The following is a 26,554-nucleotide window of genomic DNA, read 5'->3' on the forward strand; positions in this document are numbered from 1 at the left end:
ACCGTCCGATCCGGAGGCACAGGTAACACGCTGCTCCTAAGAGATGGGTGACAAGCTCGTGCCGAACAGGTTGTCGATGGGTTGCAAGGTTTTCTGCTTTCAGTCGATGTAGCCAAGATCATAGTGCCTGAAGCTGACGAGCCAAATGCCGTCCTCGACGTCCTTGAGGCCGACGATTTGGCCTGCCAAGACGGTTGAGATGTTGATCTTCTTGCGGTGCATACAGACTCGGCCGCAGGCGGTGACCATGTATTGTTTGTGGTGCAGTGGATAGCTGAGGTCTGGCAGGCCAACATACGGGCGGGCTGAGGGCGTACAGCGATCGGCCGGCCGCTGCATGTCGAGCGCTTCATGCGGGCGCTCGGCATTGAATTCCTGCACGAACGCGTCGAAGCGGGCCTGCTGCTGCAAGGCGTTTTGGCCGGGCGGACGCGTCGTCTCTTTCTTTAGGGTCAGGTGCATACGCTCGTGGCGGCCGTTTTGCTGCGAATGGCCTGGCTTGATGCGCTCGATGGCGATGCCGAGGCGCAGCCACCAGAGTGAGAGCTTGGAGAGATTGAAGAGGGGCGTTCGGGCTGGCGAAGGGCACGCCGTTGTCGGAGCGGATGGCAGCCGGCAAGCCGCGCACGCGGAACAAGTGCTCGGAGGCGGCGATGGTGGGGGTCTTCGCGCACCGACGCGAGCGCCTCGCAGAGCAGCAGATAGCGCGAGGCGTGATCGGTGACGGTGAGCGGGTCGCAGTGTTGGCCGTTGCCCAGCCTGAACTCACCTTTGAAATCGGCACACCAGAGATCGTTGGGTGCGGCACCGGCGGACAGCTTCGTGCCCTCGGCACGGCGGCGGGCGCGCCCTTGATGGCTGACCAGCCGATTGCGGTCGAGCACGGCGTGAATGGTGCTGACGGCCGGCGGCTTGATGTCGTTGGGCAGTCGAGGGAGGAGCCGTTCACGCAGCTTGCGGGCGCCCCAGTGCGGTTTGTCCTTCTTGAGACCGACGATCATGGCCTCGAGCTGGGGTGGCAGCCGGTTGGCATAGCGGTCAGGGCGACGTGACCGATCGGAGATCGCGGTGACGCCTTCTTCCTTGTATCGCTTGAGGATTTTGTAGCCAGTTTTACGGGAGGTACCGGCTTCTCGGCAGAGATCGCTCATGCTCTCGCCGTCAAGCAGGCGGGCGAGGAAGCGGACACGTTCGTCCATGACCGAACACACTTTCCACGGCATCAACGCCTCCTTGGCTGGCTAGCCAGCCAAGGAGGCGTCACCCATGTGTCCGGAACAAACTGTCACCTATGTGTCGGAACGCTCAAACAAAACTGCGAACGCCGCCGGCCGCCGATCTTACGCCGGCGGACGCAGTCAGGGTCCGCAGCAGGCCATTCTTGGACCCCATGATACGGACCTCTTTGTCCTCGACCTCGACCCGTTGGGCGAGCAGCCGGAGGTGATTGCGGCGGTAGCCGCCGTCCTTGAGGCTCGTCACGTTGAACTCTTCGGCGGTGCGGTGCGCCAACTGGTTGATCAGCCGCCGCAAGGTATCGGGCCGGCGGATTTCGGCGACGGGCGCGATGTCGCGTTCGACGATGCTGCCGATATACGAAGTGTATCGGGCGATCCGGTCACGATCGCCGAGAGACCGGATTTCCGGAAAACCGCCGCGCACGAGAAGATCGATCGCGTCACCTCGATTGAACGCGGCCGGAACCGATAGATGGCTCGGCGCCAGGGACGGATGCGCTGCGACAGCATCGAGCAATCGGCAGGGTCCTGCGCGCATGGTCTCGGCGGCGCAGGCACGTTGCGCTCGACCTCATCGAGGAACTTGCGGAACTCTTGCCTGCGGTGGCGCGGCATGCATTTGCCGGCGATAGTCCCCGCCTTCACGTCAAGCGCGGCGAACAGCGAGGTGGTTCCGTGCCGCATATAGTCATGGCTATGCCGCTCGACCTGCCCGGGCCGCATCGGCAGCAGCGGCTGGATCCGGTCGAGTGCCTGAACCTGGCTCTTTTCGTCGACGCAGAGCACCACGGCGCGCTCGGGTGGCGACAGATACAGGCCGACGATGTCGCGCACCTTCTCGACAAACAGTGGGTCGGACGAGAGCGTGAAGCTCTCCGAACGATGTGGCTGCAGACCAAATGCCTGCCAGAGGCGATGGAGGGCGGACGGTGCATGACCCACCGCTTTGCCCATGCTCCACAGGCTCCAATGCGTCGCCCCTTGCGGGCGTGTCTCCAGCGTCTTGCGGATGGTGGCGGCGATCTCGTCGTCGCCGATCTGGCGTGGCGCGCCGGGACGCGGCTCATCATACAGCCCGTCCATGCCATCGCGGGCGAAACGGTTGCGCCACACGCCGGCGGTATGGGCACAAACGTCGAGCCTGGCCGCGATCTCCTTGTTGGTCAGCCCGCTCGCCGCGGCCAGCACGATGCGCGCCCGCATCGCCACCGACTGCGGCGCGCCATGCTTGCGGACCAGCGCCGTCAGTGCCGCGGTCCCCGCATCATCCAGCACGATGCTGACCGCCGTTCGCCCCCTCGACATTCCCGCCCCCTTTTGTGCAAGGCTCAGGATCAATGTAGCGTACGTATTTATCGATCAGGACAGTAGCAGAGAACTTTTTTGGCGGATTGATTGGCGGATTCTGATGATGAATCAAAAAAGTTGCGCTTAGAGTTCAAAACGATATCATAACTAAGAATGATCGAGGAGCATCCACGCAATCCTGCGCTACCTCACCACTCATTAGCAGCGGCATCACTGGTCCGACGACCCGGCGGTTTACGCCATAGGCCTATCGCGCGCATGTGATGGTGCCGTTCGCGGGGCTTGGGGGGAAGCTGGCCGATTGACCGGCCGGCCATCCCCATTTCGTCAGTAACCGGCCAACGCCGCCGCCTGTTCCAGCGGCACGGGTGCGTCGCTCAGCAGCAGCGGGATCGCCTCCTCCTCCCAGGCAAAGCTGGCCAGGCTGGTCTGACGGGATTCCTCCAGCCGGTGTTCCAGCACGAAGCGGGACAGCAGCAGGCGCCGCGCGTCGCCGCCGGCCCCGCCAAGCCGCACGCCTTCGTTGGCGAGCAAGGCGGCTGTGGTCGCCTGATACAGCCGGTTCGCGGCAACCCGGCAGAACCGCTCATGCTCCGGATGCGCGGCCACTTCCTCGGCAAAGGCGATGGCGCGATCGATCCCGGCGCGCAACCGGTCGCGGAACTGGCCCGGCAGGCCCGTTGCCATATCGAGACGGTCGTTCAGGTCCTCCCGCAACGCGAGATGGGCACGCTCCTTGGCGACAGCACGCTGGATCGCGTCCAGGCTGTTGATGTTGCTGGTGCCTTCCCAGATCAGTCCCAGCGGTGCGTCGCGGACCAGGCGGGCATTCGGCCAATCCTCGATATAGCCGTTGCCACCACGTGCCTCCATGGACCCGACGGCGACCGGGACGTTATCGCGACAGGCGCGATATTTGTAGATCGGCGTCAGGATCCGCAGCATCGCGCGGGCATGCTTGTCGTCGCGCCCCGAGAAGCCGCCGACATGGAACAGCGCCGACAACGCCTGTTCGGTCGGCACGATCAGCTTCAGTAATTGCCGCTGCATCAGCGGATGGTTGATGACTGGCTTCTTGAAGGCGGAGCGGTGCCGGCTGGCCTGCATCGCTTCGTTCAGGCAACGGCGCATCATACCGGCAGCCCGGGCCAGATGCGACACGCGGCTGGAGTTCACCATTTCCAGCATCTGCTTCAGGCCGCGATCCAGTTCGCCAAGCTGGTAGGCGACGGCGCCCTCGAAGATGATCTCGCCACTCGCCATGCCGCGGCTGCCGAGTTTGTCCTTCAACCGGGTGATCCGGTAGCTGTTGCGGGTGCCGTCTTCCAGCACCTTCGGCAGCAGGAACAGGCCCAGGCCGCGTCCCCCGTCCGGCGCACCCTCCGGCCGTGCCAGCAGCACCGCCAGTTCAGCATCGACGTTGGAGCAGAACCACTTCTCGCCCCACAGCCGCCAGTGCGCGCCATCGCGCACCGCCGTCAGCTCCGCGGCGCCGACATCGGAGCCGCCAGCTTTTTCGGTCATGAACTGGGCACAGCGATGCAGCTGATCCATGTCCTGGGTCCAGATCTTGTCCAGGTAGCGCTGACGCAACTCCTCACTGCCGTAACGGTCGATCAGTGCCGAGGAGCTGTCGGTGAGATTGACCGGGCACAGCAGCCCGAACTCCGACTGCGCAAACATGTAATGGAATAGATACTTTGCCAGCGGCGGATACTTGTCCGGCCAACCCATGATGCCGGCGCGATGGGTCATCGCGTGCATCCCGAAGCGGCCGAAAGCGATGGCCTCCATGGCATGATAGGCGGGATGGCTTTCAACCGTTTCGTTGTCGCGGCCGAAACGGTCGCGCGCGATCAGCTCCGGCGGATGCCGCTCCGCCGCCGCCGACAGCTCCGCCAGACGACCGCCACCGAGTTCCCCCAATTCGTTGAAATGCGGCTCCAGGTGGGTGCGGAGCGGTTCGTCCATATACAGCGATAGCAGGCCGCGCAGGCCGGGATCGGCCTCGAAGAAGTTCATGCCCGAACAGTCGGGCGCCAGCCATTCCGAGCGCCTGGCGACGGCTTCCCGGCTGGCCAGCGAGGCAGGACGGACAGGCGGCCTTGCAGATACCTGATTCACGGCATTTCTCCCTGACGAACGCGGCCGGCATCCGAACGCTCGGCCATTGGCATGCACGATGGTAGGCTCGCGGCCAAATTGGATTGAATTTAAAAGCCGCACAAACGACTATTTCGGCGTAGGCTTTGACCGGAACTCAATCATGCCTGGACGCCGGCTGCCGCCTCTATATGCGATCCGCGCCTTTGAGGCGGCCGCGCGCCATCGGTCGATGACCGGCGCGGCGAATGAGCTGCATGTCACGCCCGGCGCGATCAGTCGACATGTGCGCGGGCTGGAGCAGCAGATGGAGACGCCGCTGTTCCTGCGCCGCGCCACCGGCCTGGAGCTGACCTCTGCCGGGGATATGCTGGCCCGGTCCGTCGGTGAGGCGCTGGATCGGATCGCCGAGGCGACGAGCGGCGCGCGAATGACACGCTATCGTCACCTGACGGTCGGCGTGTACAGCCACTTCGCATCCCGCTTCCTGCTGCCGCGTTGGAAGACCCTGCGCGCGGCCCACCCTGACTTGGAAATCGGCTTGCACACCAGTGCCAATCCGCTGGACCTGCTGCCAGAGCATCATGACGCTGTGATCGCGGTCGCGGATGGCTCCGATCAGCCCGGCATGCGCACACACAGGCTGATGCCGATCTCCACCGTGCCGGTCTGCGCGCCGGGCCTGATATCGGACGGCGGTCCGGACTTCGCGACCATTCCAATGCTGCATGCGAGGTTGCGGCCGGAAGATTGGCGGCGCTGGCTGAGTCACGCTGGAATGGGCAACGTGCCGGTGCGCAATGCGGGCAGCTATGAAAGCCTGGGGCTGACCCTGGAAGCCGCCGCCGCGGGCCTGGGCTATGCGATCGGAATCGAGGCTCTGCTGCGGCCGGATCTGGAGCGCGGGACAGTCGTCGTGGCGCACCAGGTGTCCCGGCCGACGCGGCGGTTCTTCGTGCTGCTGTATGAGACGCGGCTGGCCGACGACCCCGCCACCCAGGCATTTGCCGATTGGATCATGGGACAGGTGGAGGGGATATGAGTTCGCCGGTATCGGCTTGGCCTCACCTGTCGAACGAGGCGCTGTCAGGACGAGGCGGCGTCGATCGTCACGTGGTGGATGACAGGCCAGTATCGTGACGTCTCCGCGCGCCGGATTGCTGTCGGCCTCGCAACGCCCCCGTCCCTCGATTCAGGACTGCCTGGCAAGCACCGACCTGCCGCCAAGCAGAATGACCACAAGCGCCGTGAGTTCGATGCCAGCGGCAATGGCGAGCACCGGACCGTAACCGCCCAGCCTATCGTGGAGCGTGCCATAGAAGCTCGGACCAAAGGCCGACGTCAGCTGGATCAGCGTCGCAGCCGCACCGTAGACTGTTCCGAACGACTCTGCGCCGAACTCGCGCCTGATGATGATGGGCGAGAGCGTGGTGATCTGGCCCAGGCAAAAGCCGTAGACCAGGCTGGCACCCACCAGAATGGGCGCGGTCGGAACGAGGGCTATCAGGCCAAGCATCGCCGCCTGGGTTCCAAGGACGGAAGCGGTATATGGACGCAGCCGTACATGATCGGCAATCCGCGCGAGAACGAGGCGTCCGAGCAGATTGGCAAAACCCGTGCCGCTGACCAGCCATCCGGCACCGACCACGCTCAGAAGCGGTTTGGCCAGCACGACCTGATGGGTGAAGAAGCCGACCTGCACCAACAGGCCCAGCGCGAAACCGATCGCGACGCTCCAGAACGCGACGGTGCGGATCGCCATGCTCCGGCTCCACGGCCGCGCCCCGGGCACCTCACCGGCTTTCGGCATCGCCACATTGGGGGCACCGTCCGGCGCCAGCCCGATCTCCTGCGGCCGGCGATGGCGCAAAACGACAGCTGCCAGGGGTACCAGGACCACCACGGCGAGAATGCCTCCCGCCAGCGTGGCGGCGGAAAAGCCGAACCACGACGTGGCCGACAGTAACGCCGGCACGACCAGCATCGCGCCGATGCCTGCGCCCATCAACGCGATGGCGACGCCGCGGCCCTGATGACGCTCAAACCATGGGGCGAGCGTGGTGCTGATCCCCGTCACCGAAAGGCAGGCATATCCGATACCGAGCAGGACAAAGGCGGCGGTAAGCTGCCCCGGGGTCGCCACACGCCCGACAGCCGCGGTTCCCAGGCCAAGGGCCAGGGCGCCGGCGATGAAAACCGGCCGCGGCCCGAGGCGGCCGATGAGACTGGCGGTTATCGTCGGCGAAAGGGCGCCCGTGAGATAGAAGACGGTGATGGCCGCGGACACCAGGGAGACCGACCAGCCATGTATTCGCGTTACCTCGTTGAGGTAGACGCTGGCGCCGAAAACACCCAGGCCCCAGGCGAAGACGGCGGCGATGAAGCAGACGGCGACAACGCGCCAGCCGTAGAAGATCGGGACGCGGCGGGGCAGGGCGATATCCATGCGGGACGTGGTGGGTGGCTGACCGGACCGCCAGTGTGGCACGAACGGCCGCGCCCTATACATCCACCTCCTCGACCGTCCTCGCCCGTTCCTGGATGAACTGGAAGCGCAGTTCCGGCCGCCGTCCCATCAGGCTTTCCACCAGAATATTGGTGTCCGCGCGCTCCTCCGACGGAGCCACCACCTTCAGCAGCGTCCGCTTCGCCGGGTCCATCGTGGTCTCCTTCAACTGGCTGGGCGGCATCTCGCCCAGACCCTTGAAGCGGCTGACCTCGACTTTCGATCCGGCCTTGAACTCCCGCTTGACCTTCCGTTCCCGGTCCGCATCGTCCATCGCGTAGACCGATCTTGCGCCCTGCGTCAGTCGGTACAGCGGCGGCTGCGCCAGGTAGATGTGCCCATGCCGCACCAGCTCCGGCAACTCCCGATAGAAGAACGTCATCAGCAGCGAGGCGATATGGGCGCCGTCCACGTCGGCGTCCGTCATGATGATGATCCGGCCATAGCGCAGCCGCGCGCGATCGAAGCGGTCGCCGACGCCACAGCCCAACGCCTCGATCAGATCCTTCAGCTCCTGGTTCTGCCGCAGCTTGTCCGCCGAGGCGGACGCCACGTTCAGGATCTTGCCGCGCAGCGGCAGCACCGCCTGGGTTTCCCGATTGCGCGCCTGCTTGGCCGATCCGCCGGCGCTGTCGCCCTCCACCAAGAAGATTTCCGTGTCCTCGGCATTCTCCCGCGAGCAATCCGTCAGCTTGCCCGGCAGACGCAGACGCTTGGTCGCCGACTTGCGGGCGACATCCTTGTTCTCCTTGCGGCGGATGCGTTCCTCGGCCCGTTCGATGACGAAAGCCAGCAAGTTGTCCGCCGAACCGGGGTCGCCGGCCAGAAAATGATCGAACCGGTCACGCAACGCCGTCTCGGTCAGGCGGGCGGCTTCGGCACTCGTCAGCTTCTCTTTGGTCTGACCTTGGAATTGCGGATCCCGGATGAACAGCGACAGTTTTGCGGCCACCGGATCCAGCACATCGTCGGCGATGAGCTGTGCCGCCTTCTTGTTCCCGCGATGCTCGCCCCAAGCCCGCAGCCCCTTCACCAGCGCCGCGCGAAAGCCCGTTTCATGCGTGCCACCCTGCGGCGTCGGGACGGTGTTGCAATACGAATGCAGGAAACCGTTCCCTTCTTCCTGCCACGCGACCGCCCATTCGACGCGGCCGGCATTCTCTCCGGGCAACGCGGCCTCGCCGGCCCAGATCTGCGGCAGCACCCTGGGTGCGTCGGCGATGTCGGCTTCCAGGCTGTCCCGCAGCCCGCCCGGGAAATGCAGCACCGCTTCGGCGGGGACGTCGCCGTCCCCCTTCAGCAGCGCCGGCGCGCAGGCCCAGCGAATCTCCACCCCGCGGAACAGATAGGCCTTGGACCGGCAGAGCCGGTACAGCCGAGAGGGCTGGAACTGCTGGGATCCGAAGATATCCGGGTCCGGCTTGAAACGGATCGAGGTGCCACGCCGGTTATGCACTGTCCCCGCATTCAGCAGCTTGCTGGTCGGCTTGCCCCTCGCGTAGCCCTGTTTCCACAGGACCCGGTCCCGCGCAACCTCCACCTCCATCATCTCCGACAATGCGTTGACGACCGAGCTGCCGACACCGTGCAGGCCGCCCGATGTATTATAGGCCTTGCCGCTGAACTTCCCGCCCGAGTGCAGCGTCGTCAGGATGACCTCCAGCGCGCTAAGGTCCTTGAACTTCGGATGCGGATCGACCGGAATACCACGGCCATTGTCACGGATGGTAATCCAGTTCCCCTCTTCGAGGCTGACCTCGATAAAGCTCGCATGGCCGGCCACCGCTTCGTCCATGGCATTGTCGAGGATTTCGGACGCCAGGTGATGCAGGGCCGTCTCATCGACGCCGCCGATATACATGCCAGGGCGCTTGCGGACGGGCTCCAGCCCCTCCAGCACCTCGATATCCTTCGCCGAATAGTCGGAGTCTGCGCCATTCACCACCGGCTGCACCGCGGCCTTGGCGGCAGCCTTCGCCGGCGGCGCGGCCGCGCGCCTGCCTTTGCCTTTCTCCGATTCGAACAGATCGTTCATGCTGCGTTCCCGTCTCACGGCCGCACCCTACTACAAGGGGCCTGCTGGAGTCCGCAACCACCGAGTGCGCGGCGTGCTTGGCATTTGCCGTACGACAACCCTAAGCTGATCCATAACGGATAAAGGAAGCAGGGAGGTCAGGGTGGCGCGCTCTTTTGAATCCGCGGTCATGCGTAAGGTCGCGTGGCACATGATCCCGTTTCTCAGCATCGGCTACATGATCAATGCGCTCGACCGCTTCAATGTGTCGATGGCAGCGCTGACCATGAACAAGGCCCTCGGCTTGTCCGCCACGGCCTATGGCCTGGGCGCCGGCGCGTTCTTCTGGAGCTATGTGCTGTTCCAGTTTCCCGCGAACCTGCTGCTGTCACGCATCGGCGCGCGCGTCTGGATCAGCCTGATCATGGCCTTCTGGGGCATATGCTCCGCCGGCACCGCCTTCGTGACCGGTGAGACCAGTTTCGTTGCCGCGCGCTTTCTGCTGGGCGTGGCCGAGGCGGGGTTCTTTCCGGGTGTCGCCTATTTCATGACCTGCTGGTTCCCGGCGCTGTATCGCGGCCGCATGATGGGCATCTTCTATGCGTTCGGCGCCGCCTCCGGCATCGTCGGCGGTCCACTGGGCGGCAACTTGCTGAAGCTGGATGGCACTTTCGGCCTGGCCGGCTGGCAATGGATTTTCCTGGTGGAGGCGCTGCCGGCCGTCCTGCTGGCCTGCTACGGCTTCGCCACGCTGTGCAACCGGCCCGCCGAGGCGGCATGGCTGACGGAAGAGGAACGCAACTGGCTGCAGACCCATTTGGATGCCGAGGCATCAGCGAAACCCGGGCATGGTCACGGCATCCTGCGGTCCATCGGCAACCCGCAGATGATCGTGCTGACCATCGCCTATATGCTGATGGCCTATGGCGTCTATGCGATGGCGTTCTTCCTGCCGTTGATCGTCAAGACCTTGGGCTTGTCGAACCTGACGATCGGCTATGTGCTGATCCTGCCGAACCTGTGCGGCACGATCGGCATGCTGCTGGTGTCGCGCAGCTCCGACCGCAGCGGTGAGCGGGTGTGGCATGTGGTGGCGCCGGTGGCGCTAGCCGGGATCGGCGCCATGGCGGCCGGTCTGGTGCTGGGCAACGTCTACCTGACGATCGCGGCATTCTGCCTCGCCACCTTCGGCATCGCTGCCAGCCTGCCCGTCTTCTGGAACCTGCCGACAGCCTATCTGGGCGCCGGCGCGGCCGCCGGGGGCATCGCCCTGATCAACTCGGTCGGCAATATTTCAGGCTACGTGGCCCCGCAGGTGACCGGCCTGCTGCGCGACACCAGCGGCGGCTACATGGTCCCGATGGTGGTGACCGGCGGGGTGATGCTGACCGCCGCCGCGCTGGTCCTGGTGTCAGGAATCCAGCGCTACGTGCGGCGCAGCCAGGTGCTGGCGTCACAGGTGACCCTGCTGCACTAGCCCGGACCTGCCAGCCGCTCACCGGCGGCTGCTGTTGGCAGCCGCCCGGTTCCGCCGCACAGTCGCGGCGGGAGGAACCAATCATGCCATCACAACGCCAATCAGCCATCGTCACCGGCGCGGCAAGCGGCATGGGACACGCCATGGCCCTTGGCCTGTCCCAGGCGGGCTTCGACGTCCTGGCTGTGGATGTGAACCAGACCGGCCTCGACACCTTGCCAGCCACCATCAGGCCGCTGCGCGCCGATCTGGCGCGGCCTGACTCGTTCGCCCAGGTCGTCGACGCCGCGCTGGCCGCCTTCGGCCGCATCGATGTCCTGGTGAACAACGCCGGCATCGGCCAGGCATCCCTGAAGCCTGACCAGCGCCGCAGCCCGATCCGATTCTGGGAAGCGACGCCGGAGCAATGGTGGCGCTTCATCACCATCAACGCCGCCGGGCCGATCCTGCTGGCAAACGCCGTGGTGCCGCACATGCTGAAGGCCGGGCGTGGCCGCGTTATCACCGTCACGACCAGCCTGGGGACGATGGTGCGGGAGGGCTATCTGCTCTACGGCTCCTCCAAGGCGGCGGCGGAATCGGCGATGGCGGTACTGGCGGCGGACCTGAAGGGGACCGGCGTGACATCGAACGTCTTGGTGCCGGGCGGCGTGACCGATACGCCGCTGGTGGGCGAGGCGGGAGACCGGTCGAAAATGCTGCGCCCCGAGATCATGGTGCCGCCCCTACTCTACCTTGTCTCCAACGCCGCCGCCGCCGTGAACGGGCGCCGGTTCATTGCGGCGGATTGGAAAACCACGCTGCCGCCGGTCCAGGCAGCCAAGGAAGCCGGCGCCCCGATCGCCTGGCTCGACATCGCCCGCATGCCGATCGAGCCAACCTGACCTTGGTCTGGCATGGTCCTGTCTGGCATGGTCCTGTCTGGCATGGTCCCGTCCGGCAGGCGTCTGCCGCAACGCAGCAAATCGCTTGAAACCGCCGGCAGTCTGTGTCGCAATCCGGGCAACCGTATGGACGCCTGCATGCTGGACGAGTTGAAAGCCAACAACCGCGCCTGGGCCGCCCGCAAGATCGCGAGCGACCCATCCTTCTTCAGACGCCTGGTGGCACAGCAGGCGCCCAAGTATCTGTGGATCGGCTGTGCCGACAGCCGTGTTCCGGCCAATGAGATCGTCGGACTGGATCCTGGCGAGCTGTTCGTCCACCGCAACGTCGCCAACCTGGCGCCGCCACAGGACGCCAACTACCTGTCCGTGCTGCAGTTCGCCGTCGATGTCCTGAAAATCCAGCACATCATCGTCGTTGGGCATTACGGCTGCGGCGGTGTTGCCGCGGCTGTGGACGGGCGCCGCCGTGGCCTGGTGGATCACTGGCTGCATCCGATCCGCGAAACCTACCGCGCCCACAAGGCTGAACTGGAAGCGATCCCGGTGCTGCAGACCCGGCTGAACCGGCTGTGTGAACTGAATGTGATCAGCCAGGTACGCAACGTCGCTGCCGATGTCTTCGTGCAGACCGCCTGGGATCGCGGGCAGGAACTCGCGGTACATGGGTGGGTGTATTCGCTGGAGAACGGGCTGGTCACGGATCTGAATATCCGGATCAGCAACCCGGACGAGCTCGCCGCGCTGCAGGTTTGAGGTGCGCCGACGCGGCGGGCGATCAACGCGTGGGGTAACCATTCGAGAGGCGGGGTGCCGTCCCAGTCGGCTTGCCATCACATCGGTTGGCCATCACCGTCAGGGATCGGGGTAACCGTGCCGTCCCCGAATCGTGCCGGTCTCCGTTTCTCATTCTATAACAAACCCGCCGCAATGTTGACGGTCAGCGCCAGGATGACGGTATTGAACAGGAAACTCAGCAACCCGTGCACCGTCGCCACACGGCGCAGCTTCCGGCTGGTGATCTGCACGTCGGACACCTGGAACGTCATTCCCAGCACCAGGGAAAAGTAAAAGAAATCCAGGTAGTCGGGCCGCTTCTCATCAGGGAAGTCCAGGCCTCCGTCGACCTCATCGTTCCCGTCCTGCCTGGTATAGAATTCGTGCGCATAGCGGTAAGCGAAACTGACATGCGCCATCAGCCAGGACGTCAGCAGCGTCACCGCCACCAGCCCGACCGCGGCGCCGCGCCATGCGGGCGATATCGATTTGAGGCCGGCGAACAGGTGCGTCACCGCGACGAAGCTGATGACCACGACGCCGATCGTCAGGGCGAAGATCGTCCACTCACCCTCCTGCTGCGCCTTGGCATGGTCCGGCATCGCCTCCACCGGCTCGGTCAGAAACAGGAAGGACGACAACGCCAGGTAGACCACTACGCCGACATCCCAGGCGATGATTGCGCGTGTCGTCGCCGGCCAGGCGGCACTCAGAAGCGGATAGACCAGCAGGCCGGCAAGCACGCCAGCAAACAGATGCCTGCGCGCGAGGAGCGACAGCCAGATCGCGCGCATGCCGGACTAATCGAGCGTGGCGAGCAGGCCTGCCATCAGCTTGCCCCGATAGGCCAGGCTGTCGACCTGGATGTGCTCATCCAACGTATGCGCTCCTGCCCCGGCCACGCCCAGGCCGTCCAGCGTCGGGATGCCCATGGCGCCGGTGAAGTTGCCGTCGGACCCGCCGCCGGAGCTTTGTGCGTTGATGTGATAGCCCAGCCGGGCCGCGATGCCGCGCGCCCGCTCATACAGAGCCATCCCCGCGGCATCCGGTTCCCAGACCGGCCGCGTCACGCCGCGCGACACCTTGAACTGAACTTCGTTCGACGAGGCGCGCAACGCCAGCATGGCGGCAACGCCACGGTCCAAATCATCCTGCCGCTTCGCCATCGATAGCGCTTCGCCGGTGCAGGTGGTGGACACGCAATTCACCCACTGCCCGCCATGGATGACGCCGACGCTGAAGGTGCAGTCCTCGGTCGTCATGTCCTCGATCTCGATCAGCTTGCGGGCCATTTCGCGGATCGCGGAACGGCCGTCGCCAGGGCGCGACCCGGCATGGCTCGGACGCCCTGTCGCTTCCAGGTTGAAGCGGGCGATGGCATAGCGGCCGGTGACGACGCCGCCATCGGGCCTCGCCGGTTCCGGGATCAGCACGTATTTGTGGCGAGCGGCCTCCGCCTCGATCACGTCACGAGTCGAAGGGCTGCCGATTTCCTCGTCCGAGGTGAACAGCACCGTCACCGGCAGGTTGGTCTGCACGCCGGCGCGCTGCAATTGGCGGATCGCCTCCAGCGACAGGTAATTGCCGCCCTTCATGTCCTGGATACCAGGGCCCCACGCCTTGTTGCCGTCTCGTCGGAACGGCAGGCTCGTCAGGGTACCGACCGGATGCACCGTGTCCAGGTGCCCCATCACCAGGATGCCCGGCAGGTGCGGCGTCGGATGCGGAAACGTGGCGCGCACGCAGTCCCCGAACCCCATGCGGCCGGCGATCCGCTCGATCCGTGCGCCGGACAGCGCCAGCTCCCGGCTTGCCATGTCCATCATGCGGTTTACCGCCGCCGCGTCGAAGGTGGGACTTTCGCATTCCACCCAGCCTCGCAGGCCGGCCAGCATCGCGTCGGCGTCGAAGGGCAGCGCTTCTGGATCCATCACTCGGTCTCTTTCATCAAGGCAGGGAAGCGAAACGGTCACCCAGCAGGGCGAAGAAACGATCGGCGTCCAGCGTATCCAGCACCAGCGCATTGTCCGCCGTCCGGCCGGACCGGTCGAGCCGGGTGCGACCGCGGTCGGGGCCGGCTGCCAGGTCGACGGACACATGGGCGGGAAACGCCGTGAACAAGTCGGGCCGCACCAGCCAGGCGATCACGCACGGATCGTGCAGCGGCGCGCCCTGGCCGCCCAACCGGGCGGATGGCGGCACCGCCACCTGGATGTCGCAGGCCGCCCGCAGGCAGCGTCCCGGCCCCAGGCTCCGCCAGACCGCCAGCCGAGCGGGCGTGGCGAGTGCCTGGTCGGTCAGGTCCAGGGCGGCGAACACCACGCGATGGCCAGTGCCCAGCAGGATGGCGAGAGCCTCGGGGTCGCTATAGGCGTTGAATTCCGCCGCCGGGGTAATATTGCCCCGAACCCAGCCACCGCTCATGAGCACGATGTCGCGGACATGGACCGCCAGGGACGGCTCCGTCGCCAGAGCCAGGGCGAGGTTGGTGGCCGGGCCGATGCCGACCAGGGTCACCGGTTCGGGCGCACCGCGCAGGATGTCGCGGATTGCATCGGCGGCGATGCCAGGTGCCGGCGGCGGTCCGGGCGGCAGGATCACGCCGCCCAGGCCGTTATCGGCGTGGATGTGATGGGCGGGCAGGAATTCGCCCAGCAATGGGTTGTCCGCGCCGCCATGCACGGGAACCCGGGCGCCTGCCAGGGCGACCAAGGCCAGGGCGTTCGGCAGCGTGATCTCCAGGCCCACATTGCCGCCGGCCACGGTGATCGCCAGCACGTTCAGTTCCGGCGACGCCAGCGCGAGCAGGATCGCCAGGGCGTCATCGGTTCCCGGATCGCAATCCAGGATGATCGGGATGGGCATTGGCGGCTGCCTCCTTCATCGGGCCGAGCCCGACTGGTGACAACCATCATGCCCCGATCCGGATAGCCACGACAGATGGGATGAGTCAGATGGACGTGCTATTTCAGCCAGGCGCCGTCCCGGAATACCGGGCGGAACGGCTCGATCCGCGTCTCCGCGAACAACCCCACATCGACATACGGGTCGGCGTCCGCGAAGGCTTGTGCCGCCGCCAGATCGGGGGCGTCGATCACCAGGATGGACCCGTTCTGCGTGCCATCGGGTCCCAGCAGGGCGCCGCCGAACACGATCTGGTGCAGCACGGTCTCCAGATACACCAGATGGCGCGGCCGCTCCGTCAGGCGGAGCTGCAGGCTGGCGGGCTTGTCGTGGCGCGTGACGATGAAATGCATGGTGGTTCTCCCTTGGTCGTCCGGTGGTGATCGTTCCGGTAGTGATCGTTCCGGGGGGTTGCAACATGGCGGCGAGATTCCGCTGCCGGCTCAGGCCGCGACGCTTCCTCGCGGCGCCTCCCGCGCCGCCTGGGGCACTGCGCGGCGCAGCGGATCGGATCCATCGAAGAAGGTCAGTACCTCGCGCAATGGCATGGGCTGGCTGAACAGGTATCCCTGCGCCTCGGTGCAGCCCGCCTCTCGCACCAGCCAAAGCTGATCAAGCGTCTCAACTCCCTCGGCCGTCGTGGTGATGCCAAGGCGGTTGGCGAGAGTGACGATCGACATGACGATCGCGGCACAATCCTCCCGCGCTTCCATCTCGCAGACAAAGGAGCGGTCGATCTTGATCTTGTCGAATGGAAAACGGCGCAGATAGCTCAGCGAGGAGTAGCCGGTTCCGAAATCATCCAGCGCCACCCGCAATCCCATGGAGCGCAGGTGAAACAGCGCGGTCAGCGTCGCTGCGTTGCTTTCCAGCAGCGTGCTCTCGGTGATCTCCAGCTCCAGCCGGTTCGCCGGCAGCCCGGTCGTCGACAGCGCCCTGGCGATGGTACCGACGATATCGCATTGCTGGAACTGGACCGGCGAAAGGTTGACCGCGACCTTCACATCCGGCGGCAATCTCAGCGCATCCTCGCATGCCTGCTGGATCACCCAGGAACCGATGCGGCGGATCATGCCGGTTTCCTCGGCGATGCGGACGAAATAGGCGGGCGAAACGATACCGCGGCGCGGATGGATCCAGCGCAACAGCGCCTCGAACCCGCTGATCCGATGACTGCCCAGGTCATACAGCGGCTGGTAGTACAGCTCGAATTCGCCGCGATCCAGCGCGGTGGACAAATCTTCCTCGATGGCGAGCCGGGCCAGCAGCTGGCGCTCCATGTCCGATTCGAACACAGAATAGACGCCGCGCCCCTCCGACTTTGCCTGATACAGCGCCATATCCGCGTTCTTCAGCAGCGTGTCCGCATCGGTGCCGTTGCCGTCGGCGATGACGATGCCGACGGAGGCGCTCACGGCGATCATGTGCCCCTCGATGCTGTACGGTGTGCTGAGTTCAGCGATGATCCGATCGGCCACGACCTCGGCCGTACGACGGGCATCGGGGGCGACGAAGGCGATCGCGAACTCATCGCCGCCCAGCCGGGCCACGATGGAGTCACTTTTCACACACCCCATCAGGCGGCGTCCGGCAGAATCCAGCAGACGATCGCCAATCGGGTGTCCCAGCGTGTCGTTCACCTGCTTGAAGCGGTCGAGATCCAGGCACAGCAGCGCCAAGCCGGTCTCACGATGCCTCAGCCTCTCGATCATTTCGGCGAGGCGAGCATGGAACAGGACCCGGTTGGGCAGGCCGGTCAGGGCATCATGATGCGCGGCATAGCGCACTTTCTCCTCGGCACGGTGCCGCTCCGTCACATCCTCGTAGGTGGCGAGCCATCCGCCATCGGCGATCGGCCGCTGCGATACCGAGACGGCAAAGCCATCCGACCCGGTAACCAGGAAATTGCCGGATTGCCGCGCATCAGCCAGGACACGCTGGCGGATCAGCATGTCCTGCACAACCGTATCCGGCAGAAAACCGGCGGTGCTGATTTCCGTCAGGGCCTGCTGAATCGGCAGGCCGATCGAAAACTTGCCGGCGTCGATGCCGAACAGATCGACGAAGCGGCGATTGAAGATGATCAGGCGCTGGTTCGCGTCCGTCATCAGCAGACCCTGCGACATGTTGTTCAGCGCGGCGTCGAACAGCACGTTCTGGATGTTCAGCGCGCGGTCCCGCTCCCGTAAGGCAACGTTCTGCTGCTGCGCAGCCTCCATTGCCGCCTGGGCCCGTTCATTGGCGTCCGCCAGTTCGGCCAGGGCGGCTTTCAGGTTGGTGATATCGGTCCGGATGCCGACAATCCCGCCATCGGGTGTGCGGCGTTCCGTGATCAGCACCCAACGGCCGTCCGGCAGTTCCCGTTCCAGCGGACCGTCATTGTTGAGATGCCATGCCAGGGTTTCCCGGACGAACGCCTCCAGGTCGTCGCCCATGGAGGGGTATTGGCCGTGCCGAGCCCCTTCCCGGATGATGTCTTCGAAGTGCGCGCCCGGGATGATGAACGGCCGGCTTCTATCGTACATGCGGCGGAACTGCTCGTTGCAGGTCACCAGCCTGTCGCTGCTGTCCCACATCACGAAACCCTCCGACATAGACTCGATCGCGCTGTCCAGCATCGCCCGAGCACGATTGCGTTCAGCCTCGGCGCGCCCCCGCTGGCGATGCGCAACATCCAGGGTCAACGCCAGCGCACAGATCAGCGTGGCAAAGCTGCCGCTGAAGATGATCAACCGGTCGCGGTCCCGTTTCCAATCCGCCAGGGCCGCATCCAGATCCAATGTCAGAACGATCAGCACGTCCGCATACAGGCTCGGCCGTGCGATCGCCAGCGTCGGCGCTCCGGCGAGCTCCGCCGGAACCGCGAAGGGCTGTCCGTTCAACTGCGTGGGGCCGATCCGGATCGGCTGCGGCTTGCCAACCTGAATCTCATTGTACGGCTGGCAGACCAGCAAGATGCCGTTGTGCCGCTGCAGAAACACGCGCAGGCCGGGCGTGCCGCCAACCGCGGCGAACTGGTTCGAAAAGATCGGCAGCGGCAACTCTGCCGCCGCGCTCATGGGGCCGGCCCCGGGGACCGTGACCTGGCGCGTGACGAAGACGACCCAGTCACCGGTAACGGCATTGCGGACCGGGCCCAGCACCGCGGCCGCACCGCGCAGCAGGGCCGGGTCCTGATCCGCCAGCGGCAACGGGAAATGGTGGTTCCACGCATTCGGCCTGGCCGAGGCCCAGATCGTACCGTCCGGACGCAGCAGCATGATGTCTCGAAATGCAAATGTCTGAAAGTTGAAGCTACGCAGCAGACGGGACGCCGCCCGTGGCTCCGGTGAACCCTGCTCCGGCACGATCGTGCCCAACAGATCGGGCAGGCTGGCCAATGCACCATCCACCTGCAGGAACTGGTGGTTCACGACGCTTTCCACGATCAGGGATGCCTGCCGCAGATTGCCTTCGGCCGCGCGCAGGGCGGAGGCTCTGTTATGCCGCGACAAGAGCCAGGTTCCGGCCGCCAGTACGGCGAGGATGAATACAACTGCACTAGAAACGATCAGCGTAAAATGCCGCAGGCTCGCCTTGTCGTCGGTGCGGGGATCCTGCTTCCACGGGCATGGCCATGACGGTTGCGAGGCATCTTGCTGCAGCATCTCAAATCCATACCCGCCTGCCCTGGGAGCCAGCATTGCGGCCGACATCGCGTATCTGCCATAAGCCGCGATAGAAAATGGTTAATATCTGTCGGGTTCTTCGGAAAAAACTTGCACTTCATATACTGGCCGCTACTTTGCGTTGCGTTCCTCAGAGGCCGAGACAACAATGGACCAGGAATTCAAAACCCCCCTTGCCGAACCACCGGGCCGTTCGACGCAACACGTGACGGTCAGGCCACCAACCGAAGACGACGTCACCGGCCTCGCCGCGCTGTTCTCGGAAATGCAGCGCCATTACCGCAGGCCGGTCACCGACCAGCAGGCGCTGGAAGCCGCGCAACTTGCCTGCAAGCCACCCACCACCACGTTCGATCCACGGGTGCTGATCGCACTGCAGGATGGCCAGATCGTCGGGTCGGTGGTGATGAACGTCACGTTCCCCGCCTATGAACTGACGCGGGCGCTGTATATCCGCGACCTGTACGTTTCGGCTTCGGCGCGGCGCGGTGGCGTCGGCCGTGCCATGGTGAATGCGGCGGCGCGGCTTACTTACGCCGAGGGATACTCGGCGCTGGACTGGACCACCGAGGCAACGAATGACGCCGCGCAGTCCATGTACGAAAGCTGCGGTGCGCGCCTGCTGGCCCGGTTCTACTATCGCCTCGCGCGGGAGGATCTGATCGCCTGATCAGCGCCTTTCGCGGCCAGCCGGCCGAGATGCGCCGGTGGACTGGGCGGACAGCAGGATACCGCCGCCGACAAGGCCGATCGAGACGAGCTGGGACCAGCCCAGGCTATCGCCAAGCAGCAGGGCCGACGCCGTTACGCCGATGACGGGTGTGAGCAATGTACCGGTTGCGGCACCCAGCGCGGATAGGCGGCTGCGCGCCATGAACCAGGTGACGTAGCACAAACCCATGGAAACCAGCGCGGTATAGCCCAGCACAGCCCAGCCGAAGGGCGGCAGGCCGCGGAATGACGGCTCCTCCCACAGCCATCCGGCGATCCCCAGCGGAATGCTGCCCAACCCGACCTGCCACGCCGTCAGAGCCAAAGGCTGCAACCCCAGTGGGCGCGCCTTGGCCTGGACGGTACCGAACGCGAACGACGTTGCGGACAGCAACGCCAGCGCAAGGCCGGGACCGTCGTGGCGGTATGGCGACAGGCGGCCACCACCCAGCAGCACGATAACACCCAGCATGCCCATGCCGATCGCCAGGATGTGCCGCGGCCTGGGCGTTTCACGCAGGATCAGCCAGGCCAGCAGGCACACCCAGATCGGCATCGTATAGGCCAGCGTGGCTGCCTGCCCGGCCGGCAGCCAACGCAGAGAGGCCGTCGTACCCCCCATCCAGACCGTGACGTTCAGCAACGACCCCAGCACCAGCCAGCCCCAGTCCCGGCGGGGCACGGTCAGCGACTGGCGCCGCATCATTGCGGCTACGGACAGAATGAGGCAGGCGACGCAACCGCTGACGCCACGGGCCGAAAGCGGCGGAAACGCCGCCAGCAGCAGCTTCGTGGCCGGCCAGTTCAGCCCCCAGCCGAGCGCGGTGAACGCGACACACAACTGTCCAACCCGTTGCGGACGGATGGACGGCCGGGAACCCAGGGTCGGAAGGGCCAGATGAATTCTGTTGGCTGAAGACATGAATATGATGACCGGGCCTGCGATACGATTTGATGCAGTACCATTACGACACCATGCCGTCCGTGGCAATTCACATTTTCTTTCATGAATTCGTTTGTATGTAAAAACGTGTCTGCACCCACATTTAACCGGGGTGCCTGTTGGTTTATTTTGATCGAAGGCCGGGCGATATGATAACCGTCATCAACCGGTCGAACAGACCGCGTAACAAATCCAGACGCTGTGAAGGCTGACGCCGTCATGATTGCATCCGTCATTAGAGTCCGTATCAGCGCCCGCCCCGCCACAGCCTTGTTGATCGCCGTGCTTGCCCTGCTGCCGGCCGGTGCGGTCGGCGCCGACCCACCGGACCAGACAGCCTATCTCCGCGTCGTCGGCGGGCTGGCCGGCGTGACGCAGTTCACCAAGTTCGAAAAGCCGTTCTGGCAGGATGACGTGCCGCGCATCACCCGCGGCCGCGTCGTCGCCGACATCCACCCGTTCGATCAGAGTGGCTTTGCCGGGCAGGAAATGCTGCAGCTCATGCGGCTCGGCGTCGTCGGCTTCGGCACTGCCCTGCTTGCACAGGTGGCGGCGGATGAGCCGGAGCTGAACGTGGTCGACCTGCCGACCCTCAATCCCGACATGGACAGCCTGCGCCGCACGGTGGAAGCCTATCGTCCGCATCTCTCGCAACTGCTGGCACAGCGCTACGACGTGCAGCTGCTGGCGATCTATGCCTACCCGGCCCAGGTCCTGTTCTGCGCCACTGAGTTCAAGACATTGCACGACCTCGCGGGGCGCCGCGTGCGGACATCCTCCGTCGGCCAGTCGGAGATGATGGCAGCGCTGGGCGCCATCCCGATCCAGATCCCGTTCGCCAAGATCGTCGACTCGTTCCACCGCGAAGTCGTCGACTGCGCGATCACCGGCACGAGAAGCGGTGCCGAAATCGGCCTGCCGGAGGTCACATCCTACATCTCGCCCCTCGCCATCAGCTGGGGTCTGTCCTTCTTCGGCGCCAACCGGGAGGCCTGGAACCAGTTGCCGCAGGAGACGCGGAACCAGTTGCAGGATGGTGTCCGCCGGCTGGAAGGCACCATCTGGGAGGCGGCGGATCACGAGACCGCGGCCGGCCTGGCCTGCGATACGGGCGCGGCGGGCTGTGAAGGCGGCAAGAGCTACGCCATGAAACTGGTGCCCGCTGCCGCGGTGGATGAACAGGAACGCAAGCAACTGCTGATCCACACCATCCTGCCGAAATGGATCCAGCGCTGCGGCCAGGACTGTGCCGACGCCTGGAACGCCACGCTGGGTCCCAAGCTGATGATCCGCCTCACCGCCACGGATGAAGACCACTGACCGCCCGAGCCGGCGGGTACGATCATTCGGCGCTTGTGTGGTGACGAGCGCGCCGCCGCTGTGCGACGCTCCGGTATGCACATCCATCTTCAGAACCCGCTCGGGCAGACGTTGTTCGCGTTTTCCCAGCCGATATGGGCCGCCGCTTGCGACCGAGCCGGCGCCTGCGGCCAGGGTCACACGGTCAGCATCGGCAGCACACAGGAGGCTTTCGCCGACGCGATGCGGACGGCCGAGGCCGTCATCGCCGATGCCGGTGTTCTGCGGGCGCAGTTACCGCTCCGGGCGCCGCACCTGAAGCTGATCTTCCTGACCAATGCGGGACTCGACTCGCTCGCGCCCTTCGACTGGCTGCCGCCCGGCGCCATCCTGCTGAACAATCGCGGCACGCACGCGGCCAAGGCCGGTGAGTTTGGCCTGATGGCGCTGCTGATGCTCGCCAACCGCGTACCTCGCATGGTGACGCAACAGCGCCAGGGCGTGTGGACGGAAATCTGGGGCAGCGTCCTCGCCGGCCGTACCGTGACCATCATCGGCCTCGGCACGCTCGGCGGGGCGGTTGCCGGCCACGCCGCGCGCCTTGGCATGCACGTCACCGGCGTCCGCGCCAACCCGGCCCCGCATGAGGCCTGTGCCCGCGTGGCCGGCACCACGGAGCTGGACGCGATTCTGCCAGAGACGGAATTCCTGGTCCTCGCCTGTCCCCTGACACCGGCGACGCACGGCATCATGGATCGACGGCGCGTCGACCTGCTGCCGGTGGGCGCCGGCGTCGTGAATATCGGCCGCGGTGCGCTGCTGGATCAGGACGCGCTGTGCGACCGGCTGGATGCCGGCACGTTGGGTGGCGCGGTGCTGGACGTTTTCACGCCAGAGCCGATTCCGTCCGGCCATCGCCTCTGGACCACACCGGACCTGATCATCAGCCCGCACACCTCGGCCGACGACCCGCACACCTACAACGCCGACAGCCTGGATATCTTCTTCGCCAATCTACGCGCCCTTCAGGAAGGCAGGCCGCTGCCCAACCGCTTCGACACCGGGCGCGGCTACTGATGCTGCCAACACTCGTTGCCCTTCTGACGGCAGCGACCATCGCAGTGCCGCTGACCCGGCGGGCCGGGCTGGGCAGCGTGCTGGGCTATCTGCTCGCCGGCGTCGCGATTGGCCCGTTCGGCCTGCGCCTCGTGGGCGACGTCCACGATATCGCCGCGATCGCCGAGCTGGGCGTGGTGATGCTGCTGTTCTTGATCGGGCTGGAACTGCGCCCTGCTCGACTGTGGGTGATGCGCAATGCGGTCTTCGGCCTGGGCGCCGCGCAGGTGGCTCTCTCGGCGCTCGCATTGGCGTGCCTCGCACACCTGGCCGGAATCGGCTGGGCCGGCGCGGCCGTGCTGGGCGCGGGCCTCGCCATGTCGTCCACCGCGATCGTCCTGCCGATGCTTGCCGAGGCGGAGCTGCTGCAAAGCAGAGCCGGGCGGGACGGGTTCGCCGTGCTGTTGTTCCAGGATGTCGCCTTCATCCCGCTGGTCGCGATCGTCCCGCTGCTGGCCGAGAAATCCGTCCCGCATCACGTGCCCTGGGTCGACGTCCTCAGGGGCACCGCCGCCATCGCCGTCATCCTGATCGGCGGGCGCTTCGCCATCCCGCCTTTCATGCGTGCCATCGGCGGCAAGCGTACCCCGGAGGTGTTCACCCTCGCCTCCCTGCTGATCGTCGCCGCCGCGGCCTTCATCGCCTCGGTGGCCGGGCTGTCCATGTCGCTGGGCGCCTTCATGGCCGGGGTTCTGCTGTCGCAGTCGGAATACCGGCATGAGCTGGAAGCGGATATCGCCCCGTTCGAAGGGCTGCTGCTGGGGTTCTTCTTCATCTCCGTCGGCGTAGAGGCGGATCTGAGCCTGGCGCTGGTGCATCCCGGCCTGCTCGCGGCCGCCACCGCGGCACTGCTGATGACGAAAATCGGCATTTGCTTCGTCCTGGCGCTGATCGCGCGGCAGCCGCTGCCGGACGCCGTCCGCTTCGCCCTTGCCTTGCCGCAGGCGAGCGAATTCGGCTTCGTCCTGTTCGGCGCCGCGGTGGCGGCCGGCGCCCTGGAGCCGGACCATGCCGCACTGGCGACGCTGGTGGCAGCGGTGTCCATGGCCGTCACGCCCGTGCTGTTCGCGCTGTCGGAGGCATTCCTGATCCCACGGCTGAAACCCGACGACCCGCCCGATTACGACACGATCGAATCCGCCACCGCCCCCGTGATCATCGCCGGGTTCGGCCGGTTCGGGCAGATCGTCGGCCGCGTGCTGCGCATGCACGGCATCCCGTTCACCGCGCTGGAGCGCGATCCGGGCCAGGTGGACGTCGTGCGCCGCTTTGGCCTGAAGGTCTATTTCGGCGATCCGGCCCGCCCTGAACTGATGCGCGCCGCGGGCGCGGAACAGGCCAGGCTGCTGGTGATCGCGCAGGACGACGCCGAGAACGTGCTGCGCATCGCCGAGGAGGCCAAGCGGCTATTTCCGAACCTGAAGGTCTTTGCCCGCGCCCGGAACCGCCGGCACGCGCATCTGCTGATGGATCGCGGTGTCGATGGGTTCGTGCGCGATACATTTTTCTCAAGCCTTTATCTGGCGGAGCAAGCGCTGATCGCACTTGGCGTCCCCAAGCACGAAGCCCGCCGCTCGGTGCATCTGTTCCAGGAACATGACGAGCGCGTGCTGATGGAGACGCATGCATATTATGACGATGAGCGCCGGCTGATCCAGTCGGGGCAGCAGGAGGCCGCCGATCTGGCCGCGCTGTTCGAGTCCGACCGGAAGAGCTGACGCCGGAACCCGTCGCCCGGCCGCCGGGCCGGCCGGATCAGGCGATCCGATCCGGGCACGATCATCTGGGTCTGCCCGGTATCCGCCGCCGCCCCTGTGCTCGTGCCGCTTAACGTTCGTTCCAGTGATAAACCGTTTCCAGCGTCCCGCCCATCAGCCTCGCCTTGTCGCTGTCCGACAGCCGTGTCGTCTCCAGGAACGGTGCCGTGGCCTGCCGATAGGTCAGCATGCCGATCGTCCGCGTCCAGTCGGTGCCCCACATGCAACGATCGATCCCGAAAGCGTCGATGACCCGCAGCACTGGGTCCCAGATATCGCCGTACGGATAGGGCTGGAGCGACAAAGTACAGGCGCCACTGATCTTCACCCGCACATTCGGATACGCCGCCAAGGCAAGCAGCTTCGGCAGGTCGGCCCAGGGCTCCGCCGGCGGCGGCGGGTGATTCGGCTGCAGCAGGCCCAGATGGTCGATCACGATCACCGTATCGGGATTGCGCCTGACCACCTCGGCGCCATCATCCAGCCGGCCCCAGCACAGGAAATTCACCGGCAGCCCATGCCGGGCTGCGGCCTGGAACGGCCGGCTGACCCGCGGATCGGCGGGATCGCTCAGCAGCTCATTCCGCAGCATGACGCGGATGCCGACGGCGCCCCTGGTCCCGGCCCAATCCGCCACCAGCTCATCCATCGCGGGATCGGTGACGTTGACCGGCTTCACCACGCGGAACCGGTCCGGATACCGCCGATACACCTCCATCGCATAGCTTGGATCGAAACGATACAGGCTGTAGGCCGATACCAGGATGGCAGCGTCGACACCGGCCTCCCGCATTGCGGCGACCATCTCCTGCCCGTCGGCCGAGTCCGGTCCGTGCGCCTTGGCACCGACCCAGGGCCGGCCGGGGTGGCTTCGTTCGTAAGTATGCACCTGGACATCGATCACGCGCATCGCTTTCCTCCTGCGTCCGTTCGCGGTCAGGCTATCATGGAGTCATGGCAGCCGGCACACGGTTCGACCCGTCGCGGCCGCCCTCATCATGGCGAGAATGCACGGCGGAACGGTCGGCATCGACACCGCTCGGCGTCCCCGCCGCGCGAAGGTCTACCGCTCATCCGGCACCCCGTCCGGAATCCCCTCGGCAATCCATGTCTCGGCGATCGCCAGGCCCTTCACCCGCACACCGTTCGGCAGGACCGCGTCGTAGCTCTGGTGATGGTGGCCATGGATGATCAGCCTGGCCCCGCAATGTGCCGCCAGGTCATCGATGACGGCATGGCCGTGAGGATGGCTGGACGGCGCTTCGTGCGACACCAGGATGTCGAACCGTTCCGCACCCAGCCGCCGGAAATCCTCGGGGAAAATCGTGTCGCGATGCCAGAGCGGCAGCCCGCCGCGCCACGCCTCGCCTGGCCGCAGCGCGGCCTGGAACGCGGCGCGGGTCTGAAAGGATGGCGGGCCCTCCCCGGGCCTGGGCACCCATACGCGCGGCCGGAAGACGCCGGGCAGGCCGGCGACACGCAGCCCGCCGATAGTCGCGACCTTCAGGCCCAGATCGCCCTCGGCCGAGGTCAGGTGGTCATACGCCGCCTCGGTTTCGGTATCGTGGTTGCCCAGAATCCAGCGCACATCCCAGCCGGCCCGCAGCACCGGTGCCATCACCTCGGCCAGAGGCGCCGGCAGGTCGCAATCGCCCAAAAGGACCAGCGTTCCAGGGGGCAAGGCGGCGCAGGCCCGCAGGATGGGAGAGAAATTGCGATGCGGATCGCCGGCAAAAACCAGCGGCCGTCCTGGCGCCACCTCGTCCCGCGCAGGCTGCTTCTGCGCCGGCCCGTCCTGCGCCGGTCGCTTCCGCGTCACCAGCCTCCGCGTCAGCTCGCTTGGCATCAA

23 protein-coding genes are annotated in these 26,554 nt (G+C 65.7%); 8 read left to right on the forward strand and 15 right to left on the reverse strand.

Going from position 1 to position 26,554, the window contains the following annotated elements; all coding sequences use genetic code 11:
• Positions 1-99: 99 nt before the first annotated feature.
• The 5 genes from VHC04_RS00975 to VHC04_RS00995 all read right to left on the reverse strand — a co-directional run bounded on the left by VHC04_RS00975 (position 100) and on the right by VHC04_RS00995 (position 4,670).
• Positions 100-462 carry a hypothetical protein gene (locus tag VHC04_RS00975; RefSeq protein WP_325677000.1) on the reverse strand — a complete coding sequence of 121 codons (363 nt, stop codon included), beginning with the start codon at positions 460-462 and terminating at the stop codon, positions 100-102.
• Positions 453-1,199 carry a helix-turn-helix domain-containing protein gene (locus VHC04_RS00980; RefSeq protein WP_325677002.1) on the reverse strand — a complete coding sequence of 249 codons (747 nt, stop codon included), beginning with the start codon at positions 1,197-1,199 and terminating at the stop codon, positions 453-455. The genes VHC04_RS00975 and VHC04_RS00980 overlap by 10 nt, the downstream gene beginning before the upstream one ends.
• A gap of 106 nt (positions 1,200-1,305) precedes the next feature.
• Positions 1,306-1,533, reverse strand: coding sequence for a hypothetical protein (locus VHC04_RS00985; protein ID WP_325677004.1), 228 nt, complete (start codon positions 1,531-1,533; stop codon positions 1,306-1,308).
• Positions 1,521-2,513 (reverse strand): IS630 family transposase, encoded by a 993-nt coding sequence (locus VHC04_RS00990; protein ID WP_325677006.1) that lies wholly within the window; start codon positions 2,511-2,513, stop codon positions 1,521-1,523. Before VHC04_RS00990 ends, VHC04_RS00985 begins: the two co-directional genes overlap by 13 nt.
• Before the next feature lie 360 nt (positions 2,514-2,873).
• Positions 2,874-4,670: an acyl-CoA dehydrogenase family protein gene (locus VHC04_RS00995; protein ID WP_325677008.1), complete on the reverse strand. Its 1,797-nt coding sequence runs from the start codon at positions 4,668-4,670 to the stop codon at positions 2,874-2,876.
• Positions 4,671-4,812: 142 nt separating this feature from the next.
• On the opposite strand from VHC04_RS00995, the gene VHC04_RS01000 reads away from it, so the two are divergent.
• Entirely contained in the window at positions 4,813-5,691 is an 879-nt protein-coding gene (locus tag VHC04_RS01000; protein ID WP_325677010.1) for a LysR substrate-binding domain-containing protein, read from the forward strand.
• Between the two features lie 150 nt (positions 5,692-5,841).
• Here VHC04_RS01000 and VHC04_RS01005 read toward each other — a convergent pair whose 3' ends face one another.
• Positions 5,842-7,095 carry an MFS transporter gene (locus VHC04_RS01005; RefSeq protein ID WP_325677012.1) on the reverse strand — a complete coding sequence of 418 codons (1,254 nt, stop codon included), beginning with the start codon at positions 7,093-7,095 and terminating at the stop codon, positions 5,842-5,844.
• A gap of 55 nt (positions 7,096-7,150) precedes the next feature.
• Complete coding sequence (gene parE / locus VHC04_RS01010; protein ID WP_325677014.1) at positions 7,151-9,190, reverse strand: DNA topoisomerase IV subunit B; 2,040 nt, start codon at positions 9,188-9,190, stop codon at positions 7,151-7,153.
• Positions 9,191-9,359: 169 nt separating this feature from the next.
• Here parE and VHC04_RS01015 point away from each other — a divergent pair, with 169 nt between their 5' ends.
• The 3 genes from VHC04_RS01015 to VHC04_RS01025 all read left to right on the forward strand — a co-directional run bounded on the left by VHC04_RS01015 (position 9,360) and on the right by VHC04_RS01025 (position 12,286).
• Entirely contained in the window at positions 9,360-10,646 is a 1,287-nt protein-coding gene (locus tag VHC04_RS01015) for an MFS transporter (protein WP_325677016.1), read from the forward strand.
• A gap of 83 nt (positions 10,647-10,729) precedes the next feature.
• Entirely contained in the window at positions 10,730-11,530 is an 801-nt protein-coding gene (locus VHC04_RS01020) for an SDR family NAD(P)-dependent oxidoreductase (RefSeq protein WP_325677018.1), read from the forward strand.
• A gap of 138 nt (positions 11,531-11,668) precedes the next feature.
• A complete protein-coding gene (locus tag VHC04_RS01025; protein ID WP_325677020.1) occupies positions 11,669-12,286 on the forward strand; it encodes a carbonic anhydrase in 618 nt (205 codons plus the stop codon).
• Positions 12,287-12,441: 155 nt separating this feature from the next.
• On the opposite strand, the gene VHC04_RS01030 is transcribed toward VHC04_RS01025, so the two are convergent.
• The 5 genes from VHC04_RS01030 to VHC04_RS01050 all read right to left on the reverse strand — a co-directional run bounded on the left by VHC04_RS01030 (position 12,442) and on the right by VHC04_RS01050 (position 18,858).
• A complete protein-coding gene (locus tag VHC04_RS01030; RefSeq protein WP_325677022.1) occupies positions 12,442-13,101 on the reverse strand; it encodes a DUF1345 domain-containing protein in 660 nt (219 codons plus the stop codon).
• A gap of 6 nt (positions 13,102-13,107) precedes the next feature.
• Positions 13,108-14,238 (reverse strand): M20/M25/M40 family metallo-hydrolase, encoded by a 1,131-nt coding sequence (locus VHC04_RS01035; RefSeq protein WP_325677461.1) that lies wholly within the window; start codon positions 14,236-14,238, stop codon positions 13,108-13,110.
• A 16-nt stretch (positions 14,239-14,254) separates the two neighbouring features.
• On the reverse strand, positions 14,255-15,172 hold the full coding sequence (locus VHC04_RS01040; RefSeq protein WP_325677024.1) for a nucleoside hydrolase: 918 nt from the start codon (positions 15,170-15,172) through the stop codon (positions 14,255-14,257).
• 98 nt (positions 15,173-15,270) lie between these two features.
• Positions 15,271-15,564: a YciI family protein gene (locus tag VHC04_RS01045; RefSeq protein WP_325677026.1), complete on the reverse strand. Its 294-nt coding sequence runs from the start codon at positions 15,562-15,564 to the stop codon at positions 15,271-15,273.
• A gap of 90 nt (positions 15,565-15,654) precedes the next feature.
• The gene (locus tag VHC04_RS01050; RefSeq protein ID WP_325677028.1) at positions 15,655-18,858 is read right to left on the reverse strand and encodes an EAL domain-containing protein; all 3,204 of its coding nucleotides are present in this window, start codon (positions 18,856-18,858) and stop codon (positions 15,655-15,657) included.
• Between the two features lie 169 nt (positions 18,859-19,027).
• Here VHC04_RS01050 and VHC04_RS01055 point away from each other — a divergent pair, with 169 nt between their 5' ends.
• The gene (locus tag VHC04_RS01055) at positions 19,028-19,549 is read left to right on the forward strand and encodes a GNAT family N-acetyltransferase (RefSeq protein ID WP_325677030.1); all 522 of its coding nucleotides are present in this window, start codon (positions 19,028-19,030) and stop codon (positions 19,547-19,549) included.
• Here the strand turns inward: VHC04_RS01055 and VHC04_RS01060 are convergent, their stop codons facing one another.
• A complete protein-coding gene (locus tag VHC04_RS01060; RefSeq protein ID WP_325677033.1) occupies positions 19,550-20,431 on the reverse strand; it encodes a DMT family transporter in 882 nt (293 codons plus the stop codon).
• Between the two features lie 321 nt (positions 20,432-20,752).
• On the opposite strand from VHC04_RS01060, the gene VHC04_RS01065 reads away from it, so the two are divergent.
• The 3 genes from VHC04_RS01065 to VHC04_RS01075 all read left to right on the forward strand — a co-directional run bounded on the left by VHC04_RS01065 (position 20,753) and on the right by VHC04_RS01075 (position 24,666).
• Entirely contained in the window at positions 20,753-21,853 is a 1,101-nt protein-coding gene (locus tag VHC04_RS01065; RefSeq protein ID WP_325677035.1) for a TRAP transporter substrate-binding protein, read from the forward strand.
• Between the two features lie 75 nt (positions 21,854-21,928).
• Positions 21,929-22,909, forward strand: coding sequence for a D-2-hydroxyacid dehydrogenase (locus VHC04_RS01070; protein WP_325677037.1), 981 nt, complete (start codon positions 21,929-21,931; stop codon positions 22,907-22,909).
• Positions 22,909-24,666, forward strand: coding sequence for a monovalent cation:proton antiporter-2 (CPA2) family protein (locus tag VHC04_RS01075; protein ID WP_325677039.1), 1,758 nt, complete (start codon positions 22,909-22,911; stop codon positions 24,664-24,666). Before VHC04_RS01070 ends, VHC04_RS01075 begins: the two co-directional genes overlap by 1 nt.
• Before the next feature lie 109 nt (positions 24,667-24,775).
• Here VHC04_RS01075 and VHC04_RS01080 read toward each other — a convergent pair whose 3' ends face one another.
• Positions 24,776-25,615, reverse strand: a complete 840-nt coding sequence (locus tag VHC04_RS01080) for an amidohydrolase family protein (RefSeq protein ID WP_325677041.1) — start codon at positions 25,613-25,615, stop codon at positions 24,776-24,778.
• A 153-nt stretch (positions 25,616-25,768) separates the two neighbouring features.
• Positions 25,769-26,551, reverse strand: a complete 783-nt coding sequence (locus VHC04_RS01085; protein WP_325677043.1) for a metallophosphoesterase family protein — start codon at positions 26,549-26,551, stop codon at positions 25,769-25,771.
• Between the last annotated feature and the right edge of the window lie 3 nt (positions 26,552-26,554).

The organism is Rhodopila sp., from assembly GCF_035548095.1.
Taxonomy (GTDB): Bacteria; Pseudomonadota; Alphaproteobacteria; order Acetobacterales; family Acetobacteraceae; genus Rhodopila.